6 protein-coding genes, 3 tRNA genes and 1 rRNA gene are annotated in these 6112 nt (G+C 41.8%); 2 read left to right on the top strand and 8 right to left on the bottom strand.

Translation table 11 applies throughout. The features are described 5' to 3' along the window. Positions 1–94 (bottom strand): 16S ribosomal RNA (locus BMZ78_RS18045); the annotation flags it as partial. 313 nt (positions 95–407) lie between these two features. Between BMZ78_RS18045 and BMZ78_RS18040 the strand changes: the two genes are divergently transcribed. Continuing rightward, positions 408–1073 (top strand): glucosaminidase domain-containing protein, encoded by a 666-nt coding sequence (locus BMZ78_RS18040; RefSeq protein WP_093231776.1) that lies wholly within the window; start codon positions 408–410, stop codon positions 1071–1073. Positions 1074–1227: 154 nt separating this feature from the next. Here the strand turns inward: BMZ78_RS18040 and BMZ78_RS18035 are convergent, their stop codons facing one another. The 4 genes from BMZ78_RS18035 to BMZ78_RS18020 all read right to left on the bottom strand — a co-directional run bounded on the left by BMZ78_RS18035 (position 1228) and on the right by BMZ78_RS18020 (position 5110). Then, the gene (locus tag BMZ78_RS18035) at positions 1228–1890 is read right to left on the bottom strand and encodes an SOS response-associated peptidase (RefSeq protein ID WP_093231775.1); all 663 of its coding nucleotides are present in this window, start codon (positions 1888–1890) and stop codon (positions 1228–1230) included. Between the two features lie 495 nt (positions 1891–2385). Further along, the gene (locus BMZ78_RS18030; RefSeq protein WP_093231774.1) at positions 2386–2568 is read right to left on the bottom strand and encodes an H-type small acid-soluble spore protein; all 183 of its coding nucleotides are present in this window, start codon (positions 2566–2568) and stop codon (positions 2386–2388) included. Positions 2569–3205: 637 nt separating this feature from the next. After that, positions 3206–3952, bottom strand: a complete 747-nt coding sequence (locus tag BMZ78_RS18025; RefSeq protein WP_093231773.1) for a VOC family protein — start codon at positions 3950–3952, stop codon at positions 3206–3208. Positions 3953–4126: 174 nt separating this feature from the next. Beyond that, positions 4127–5110: a MerR family transcriptional regulator gene (locus tag BMZ78_RS18020; protein ID WP_175482564.1), complete on the bottom strand. Its 984-nt coding sequence runs from the start codon at positions 5108–5110 to the stop codon at positions 4127–4129. Positions 5111–5527: 417 nt separating this feature from the next. Here BMZ78_RS18020 and BMZ78_RS19690 point away from each other — a divergent pair, with 417 nt between their 5' ends. Then, positions 5528–5668: a DUF6609 family protein gene (locus BMZ78_RS19690; RefSeq protein ID WP_425263954.1), complete on the top strand. Its 141-nt coding sequence runs from the start codon at positions 5528–5530 to the stop codon at positions 5666–5668. Between the two features lie 169 nt (positions 5669–5837). On the opposite strand, the gene BMZ78_RS18015 is transcribed toward BMZ78_RS19690, so the two are convergent. The 3 genes from BMZ78_RS18015 to BMZ78_RS18005 all read right to left on the bottom strand — a co-directional run bounded on the left by BMZ78_RS18015 (position 5838) and on the right by BMZ78_RS18005 (position 6094). Next, positions 5838–5912: transfer RNA gene (locus BMZ78_RS18015), tRNA-Gly, on the bottom strand. Between the two features lie 23 nt (positions 5913–5935). Continuing rightward, positions 5936–6011: transfer RNA gene (locus BMZ78_RS18010), tRNA-His, on the bottom strand. Positions 6012–6017: 6 nt separating this feature from the next. Beyond that, positions 6018–6094 (bottom strand) — tRNA-Asp (locus BMZ78_RS18005). Between the last annotated feature and the right edge of the window lie 18 nt (positions 6095–6112).

The following is a 6112-nucleotide window of genomic DNA, read 5'->3' as shown; positions in this document are numbered from 1 at the left end:
AGGTTATTTCCCGAAGGAAATAACCCCGCTCGACTTGCATGTATTAGGCACGCCGCCAGCGTTCATCCTGAGCCAGGATCAAACTCTCCAAAAAAAGTTTGATTTGCTCTATCGAATCAACGAGGTCATGTTTCGCTCTTTAGTTTTCAAGGAACACTTTCTTTTATTCATTTCATCGCATCTCGCGGCGACAGTGAATAATATATCACGATCTAAAATCAAAGTCAATAGGTTTTTCTATTATTTTTTATAGTACATGAAAAATCATTTTTAGCGGGCATCCCTTTAAATTGCTTATCTCTTGCTGTATCACCTCTTCTATCATGTTTCTATACTCTGTCACACCTATATTTCTTAAAAAACTAAAAGAAATATTAATATAAAATAGAAAGGTAGTGAAGCAACCTATGAATAATTCCATTCACCTACATAACAGACAAGATAAAAATACAGGTAAGAAAATATTCACCAAAATCTTGCATAAGAAAAAATGGCTACTATTTTTAGGGATCTGTCTCATTTTTCTCTCGATTGGAACCATCTACTATTTGATGATAACTCCCCGAAATATCGGTTGCTATCCAAGTGGACGGGAAAAATCAGTTGACGAGCTAGACCAGATCATAGACAAACTGACACAAAACAAGCCAGACAGTCTTTTTCGCGGAAAGGCAGCCATATTTGTCAAAGCCGGACAAACCTATCGCGTCGATCCCGTTTTATTACTGTCCATCGCCATGCTGGAAACGGATCGAGGTACATCCTCTGTCCTGAAAAAATACAATAATCCTGGAGGGATCATGCGCACAGACGATCCATCCTCTTTTGAAACATTTTCTTCCCTGGATAGGGGGATTTCCCGAATGGCATGGATTCTCCGTAGCTACTATCTTTCCGAAAAAAGATTCACCCCGGAGCAAATCGGACCAAAATGGGCCCCAACCGGTGCAGATAATGATCCTTTTCAAACCAATGCGCATTGGCCCAGCCATGTTCGAACATTTGTCACTGAGTTTGGTGGTCTAACTTACCAATGCAAAACGACAGATGAACCGATCCCAGCAAAACCTTGACATCCATGCACCTGAAGGCCTATGTATTTCCATTAGTGCTTCCTTGCTCATTTTTCTTTAACGTGAAACAGCTCTCTATGAGACAAGGCTCATCCGCTTGATTGTCTCTTTTACTGTTTTTTCCTTTAGTGATGATCTTCTTTCAAAATGATAATTAAATTTTCTTTCTAATTAAATCAGAAAAATCGTTCCTTGGCGAATTCACATCACTGGAAACCGGATATGCTTCCATTTGGTTGGAGTCAAATGGGACAAGCAACGATTTCAGAAATTCAGAGTCAGTGATGTCAGGATCCAGCCAGATATTTTCGTTGCCCAATGTTAAGATAACAGGCATTCGATTGTGGATCGAATTCATCAATTCATTCGGTTGTGTTGTGATAATCGTACAGGAATGAATGAATTGGCCATCCTTTTGCCATACATCCCATAATCCAGCAAAAGCAAAAGGTTCAACGTTTTTTAGCTTGATAAAATAAGGCTGTTTCTTTCCATTTTCTTGCATCTTCCATTCATAAAAGCCCGATGCCGGAATCAAACACCTTTTTCTTTGTAACAATCGGCGAAAGCTGGGCTTTTCATCCAATGTTTCAGCTCTGGCATTGATCATCCTGTATTTGTTGGATATTGATTTGGACCACGAAGGAACCAGTCCCCATCGAAAAAATTGAGCTATTCGTTCTTCCTCGGAATAGGTAATGGCCAGGATGTCTTGAGTAGGAGCGATATTGTAACGTGGTTCAATCTTGTCTAAATGGATCTGGAATCTTCTTTCGAGCTTATCTTGTTCGGCAAACAAGGTAAATCTGCCACACATGATTTTTCCCTCCAACCCGATCTATTTTGAACAATTCTTCATCATTTGCCTTCAATCAATCATTAAGGCAGCCTGTTTTAAATGGATATCCTTATTGTTTGAATGACTTGTTCATAGACTCTTCCCATTATTAATTGTTGCATGAATCTAAATTATGTTGCAATGCAAGAGAAAGAAGTTCTCAATGGATACGTTTCAGAATAATTGGAACTCGCTGTGTTCTTGTCCAATCATATCAAACCTCATCAAGCTTATTAATACTATTTAGTGTTGCCAAAAATGAAAAGAACAAGGGGTTTCTTATCCTGACATTTTATTATTTAGGGAAAATCACCTGCTCATATAAGGATCTGCAACATAACCATCAAGCTAAAAAGATGTCCCTCAAATAAAAAAACGCTATCTTTCTTTAGAGATACCAAGAAAGGATGGCGTTTTATTGTAAATCTTTCAACTCAAGAAGAGCTTTATTTTTCACAAACTGTGTTTCTTTTATCAATTCTCCTCCCTTAGATCACTCACTGGAACCGTTTTTTCAATATCTGGATCAGCCTCGTTATACACAACTGCGGTTTGCGTTCCATCATCAATGGTTTGAATCCAGACAGGAACCCCTTGATATGTCACTTTTATCCTTTCGGGAGATTCTACAATTTGATTCGCTCGATTAAGATCCATCAACCTTCCTCCTTTCAATATCACATTTATAGGTTGTATCTTTGGAAAGCGGAATATTCGCCATTTGTTATGCCGGACACGATTCAATATAAAAAAGTTGTGGGGAATGCTTAGGATTAAGACCGTGGACTTTCAGACGGCTGTTCTTTTAAAAAATAAAAGTGACTAACCAAAAAGGTCAATTAAAGTGAGAAAAGGAATTTGCTTACTGGTAACAGGTATGCCGTCCATGTAAGGTACATGCGGCTTAGTGCCGTAGAACTGCATTGAACGGGGTGATAACACACTCCTGAACTTGGGCGCCCACTAAAACGGAAACGGACTGCCGACGCTGACGACCCAAGAATCCCACGGCTTCAGCAGTGTGGAGTAGCAACAATCATATCAAACCTCATCAATATTATTGATACTATTCAGTATTGCCGAAAAAGAAAAGGAAAAGAGGGGAAAATGAAAAATAAGTCTCTTACCTTGCAAGTAGGAGCCTTTTTACTTAAGGGGAATTCGGCACCTTTCGCCCAATAAATAGAAAATAACTTGAGTTTGTTATTATAGACAAAACCCGTTCATCGAACGGTTTTTAGATTGCATTGATCAAGCAACCGTCATCACTTAGTATTCGGCCTCAACGATCACATTAGATCGTCACTAGCACGTTTTCGACCTGAAAGCTCTGGTGCTTTCTTGGTAGTACTGATACCGCCTGGAGCTCTACCGTCAGTGACACTCCTTTCCGATTCTCGAACACAAGCTGCGTCGTTCCCATGTCCAATGTCAGTTTACTGTCCATTTTCAGCGCCTCCGGAAACAACTTGTGAAGGTATTCCCATGCGTCTTGAGAAAAATCGCTGCGGACTGTCGCTGTTCGGATGCCGGTGATGCCGTTATCCTCAGCATTCGGCTTCATAAAGTATTTTCGGATATAATCATAATGCTTCGATGAATCCATCTGTACGATCGCAATTTGCAGGTCTGTACCAGGAATGACCGGTGTATACAACGTACGCCAGGGGGACGTTTTTTTGAAGAGGCCAAATATCTTAAACGTAATCCGCTCCGGCTCCTGCAGGGGAATGCCCTGCCTGCAAAGTTTGTCTTGCAGTGTATCCAGATCATCGGTCATGAGCATGAGTCCAAAAATGCCCCGCTTACCTTCATTGTAAAGGTCGACCCATTCCTTGCGCCAGTCGCTGTTCCGCTTTTTCAGCCAAATTAACTCGAGGTACTGGTCTCCAATCCAGATGTTTGATACCTTGAATCCATTCGTTTCCTTCCCTTTTTTCGGATTGAACGGAAAACCCATCGGTTCAATTTCAAGTTTCAGCTGCTCCAGGCGATCCATATCCTCGTCAATATGAACGACAAAATGATCCAATCTCAGCATCGGAATGTGCTCCTTTTTGATAAACTTGGATCACACCTTGCCGCACAGGGGCAAAATAAGCTCCTAAGGTGCTTTTAGACTCTAATTTGATGACAAGTAATGCTTGTTCTACCCAGGCTCCTACAATTGGCCCAAAAAGCTGAAATCATTGACGGCAGAACATTGCGATAGCGTTTATGAAAATGTTCCAGCACATTCACTCCTTTTGCGAATTCGGTTCAATTTCCAACACAAACCTTGGTATAACAAACGGGATGCAGCATAGAACTGGTCGGATTTGGGGTTTAATTTCCCGACCAACTCCCAGAATCTTCCCTCTTTTCCCTGAAACGATTTTCCCGTTTGTTCACTAAAGCTCTCAAGAAACAGTAAATCCATAGGAAGATGCATGGCTTCGGCATAGATGGAAACCCACTCGTCCACCAACGCCTGCACCCGGGGATCATCCGGATCTCTTCCCTCCCGCAGGCATTGCATTGCCCCTTGCGTGACTAGCCATGTTCTGCTTCCAAATTCGTCAGCGGTCACATTCCATTTTTGTACCAACTTACCGAACGGCATCAAGTTCTGCCTCATTTCTTCCAAAAAAGCGGGATCATTCAGATATAACCGAATCTCTTGCCACACAGCGGCTTGTTCCGCCGTCAAAGGCCCTTCCAATGCAAAGATACGTTTGAACTTTTTCTCCATTTGTTCCTTCCAGTCTGGGGGCCAACCTTTGAAAAGCCCTTCTTTCACTTTTCCCAACACGAACTGTTGTCGCTCTTCCATGCTCATCTCAATGGCCTGCACCATGTCTCGGATGTATCGGAGCGAGTCTTCTTCCGACTCACTGTTCTGCGCTTGTTCCAAAATCGTCATCATATCGTTCAAGTGGCGAATCTGGGATTGAATCGCTTCCTTTTGCCACCGGATCGCTTGGCAAACACTGACTTCCCCGGTCAAAACCTTGCGTATGTCTTTAATCGAAAAACCCACATATCGAAGAGTCAGGATCAATTCCAACTTCCAGATATCCCGCGTGGAATAATACCGGTACCCCGCATCGGATACACATGTGGGGGTCAACAACCCGATCATATCGTAATAGCGAATGGTCTTGGGATTGGCTCCAGTCAATGCCGCTACTTCTCCAATTCGATACAAGTGTTGATCCACAGTCCCACCTCCTGCTTTCAGATTACACTCTCCAGTTACTAGAAGGTCAAGGAGAAAAAGATAAAAGGACACTACAAACAACAAATGCGATTGACATACTATGGATTTTGTTTACACTCCCTATGAACATTTGCAAAAGCCGAACAGGTGGCGATGATAGGCCCAACAAATTTTCCCCACACCGTATGGACATATCAAATGGCAGTATAAGAAAACCAGGTAATCCCACTATTCGAGACAAAATCATACAAGAAGTCAGAAGATTGATCCTGGAAGTTTACTGTGATGTGATTGTGAGAAGGTGGGAGGAATTTACATGTAACTGGCTCTAGAATAATATGAAATTTGTTTGTTAATCCTCGAAAAAATAAAAGGTTTTTAAAATATATTTGTAGAAATTCATTTAAACTTCAATAATTGCTTATTATTGTAATAGTAGTGGGATATATAAACCCATCCATTCCTTTTTCCACGATTGGATACATAGATGCTGTAATAAAAATGTTGTTTGGAATTTTGTTTTTATTCTCTAAAAAACAAATTGAGCAAGTAAAGTAACGTATTGCACAAAAACTGTTTCCCTCTGGAAATGAACGTTATCACCTAAAACTCTTTCGTCGGCTAATCGCCTCCATAGCTTTCACCAAAATGCCTTCAAGATTTAACCTTTTGTGATACACTAAAAATAAAAGGCTGCTATATAACAATATAGCAGCCTTCACTCTTTTGGAGCGGAAGACGGGATTCGAACCCGCGACCCTCGCCTTGGCAAGGCGATGCTCTACCCCTGAGCCACTTCCGCACATAAATATATTCCATTAATCCTGGGGCGATCAGTGGGAATCGAACCCACGAATGCCGGAGCCACAATCCGGTGCGTTAACCACTTCGCCATGATCGCCATAAATGGCGGAGCTGACGGGATTCGAACCCGCGATCTCCTGCGTGACAGGCAGGCATGTTAGGCCTCTACACCACAGCTCCATATTCCATGGTGGACGG

The sequence above is a fragment of the Thermoflavimicrobium dichotomicum genome (assembly GCF_900114055.1).
GTDB lineage: Bacteria > Bacillota > Bacilli > Thermoactinomycetales > Thermoactinomycetaceae > Thermoflavimicrobium > Thermoflavimicrobium dichotomicum.
The sequence above is the reverse complement of the archived record's forward strand: the minus strand, read 5'-3'. Positions and strand labels throughout refer to the sequence as shown.